The organism is Streptomyces sp. NPDC059696 (assembly GCF_042733745.1).
Taxonomy (GTDB): Bacteria; Actinomycetota; Actinomycetes; order Streptomycetales; family Streptomycetaceae; genus Streptomyces.
Map to the genome: position 1 here is coordinate 1 of NZ_JBHWFG010000095.1, position 1,980 is coordinate 1,980.

1 protein-coding gene is annotated in these 1,980 nt (G+C 68.7%); it reads left to right on the forward strand.

Features of this window, described 5'->3' with window-relative positions; all coding sequences use genetic code 11:
- Positions 1–517 precede the first annotated feature (517 nt).
- Complete coding sequence (locus ACFV20_RS36785; RefSeq protein WP_381115643.1) at positions 518–1,888, forward strand: extracellular solute-binding protein; 1,371 nt, start codon at positions 518–520, stop codon at positions 1,886–1,888.
- Positions 1,889–1,980: the final 92 nt, after the last annotated feature.

Below are 1,980 nucleotides of genomic sequence, written 5' to 3' on the forward strand. Positions count from 1 at the left end.
AAAAGGTACTGATGTTACTCAATTTCCCAATTATGAGCTGAGTATAATAAAGCAGTATGACTTTATGCGCGCCTGCATACGCGCGCGTACGTAGTGGGCTCATAATTAGGAAGTTGAGTCCCTTCAGTCCCTTTTCGGGGGGTCATACCCCCTCTGACCTGCGGTGATACCCAGGGACTAAACACAGGGACCGAAGAGGGACCAAGTCCCTGCGGGGAGACCGGGCGACGGTGTCCCCCTCCCGGGGGGGGGCATCCCGTGGGAGGGGGGGTGAGTCGGCTTCCCTCGTGATCGAAGTGCACCCTCCACAAGCCCCCCAGAAGCCGCTCTACGGCCCTTTTGCCCTCCTGCTGACGTTTCCCCCCCATGGGGCTGCTCCGGGGCCTCAGGGGGGCTTGTGGAGGCTCTGCCGGAAGGGGCCGGATTGCGCATAGCAGGAGATGCCCCGACAGCGGCCGGGAATCGACGATGTCCCCCGACCCCTATCCGGCGTCCGCTGATCCTCAGGAGGCAGACCTTGCAGGCTCCAGAACCGAAGAACGGCCAGACCCCGGAGCAGCCGCAGGAGGAGCGGATCATCCTGGACGTGTGGCTGGCGGACTACCCGTTCCCCACCTATGACGGGCGTGACTTCCTCGCTCCGCTGCGCGAGCGGGCGGCCGAGTTCGAGCGTACCCATCCCCGATACCGGGTCGACATCACCGGCCACGACTTCTGGACCATGCCCGAAAAGGTGGCCCGCGCCGCAGCCGAGGGCAGGCCCCCGCACATCGCGGGCTACTACGCCACCGACAGCCAGCTTGCGCGCGACGCCCGCAACCCCGACGGGTCGCCGGTGTTCACCTCGGTCGAGGCCGCCCTGGCCGGCCGTACGGAGATACTGGGCCACCCGGTGGTCGTGGACGACCTCGACCCCACGGTGCGCGATTCCTATTCGTTCGGAGGCGAGTTGATCTCGCTGCCGTTCACGGTCACCACCATGCTCTGCTACGCCAACGCCTCCCTCCTGGAGCGGGCAGGAGTCCCGGAGCCGCCCCGTACCTGGGACGAGACCGAAGCGGCCTGCGAGGCCGTGGCCCGCCTCGCGGGCGGTCCCGGTCACGGGATCACCTGGGCCAACGACGGCTGGGTGTTCCAGCAGGCCGTCGCCCTGCAGAACGGGCTGCTCACCGATCAGGACAACGGCCGGTCCGCCCCCGCCGGGACTGTGAACATCACATCGGACGAAATGCTCGACTGGGTCCGCTGGTGGACTCACCTCCACGAGCGCGGCCACTACCTCTACACGGGCGGGCCCTCGGACTGGGGCGGGGCGTTCGAGGCCTTCGTCCAGCAGAAGGTCGCCTTCACCTTCGACTCCTCCAAGGCCGCCCGCGAACTCATCCAGGCCGGCGCGCAGGCGGGCTTCGAGGTCGCGGTGTTCCCGTTGCCGAAAAACGCCAAGGCCCCTGTCGCGGGCCAACCCGTCTCGGGGGACTCCCTGTGGCTGGCCGCGGGACTCGACGACGCCACGCAGGACGGGCTGCTCGCCCTCACCCAGTACCTGATCAGCCCGGCCAACGCCGCGGACTGGCACCGCACCAACGGTTTCGTACCGGTGACCGGCGCGGCCCGGGAATTGCTGGAGGCGACGGGATGGTTCGACCGCCGGCCGCAGCAGCGGGTGGCCGGGGAGCAGCTGGAGGCGTCCGACCGTTCACCGGCGGCGCTCGGTGCGCTCCTCGGCGACTTCGCGGCCGTCAACGAGGTCGTCACCGGAGCGATGGACGAGGTCCTGCGCAACGGAGCGGACCCCGCGAAGGCCTTCGCCGAGGCCGGCGTGGCGGCCCAGCAACTGCTTGACGCCTACAATGCGCGGTCCGGGTCCGGGACGCCCTCGGCCGTCTGAAGCCCCGGGGCGGAAACGGCTTCCGCCGGTGGCCGTGAGTCTGTCCGTGGTTGTGGCCGCTCCCCGAGGGGGGGGCGGGCACAACCACGGGC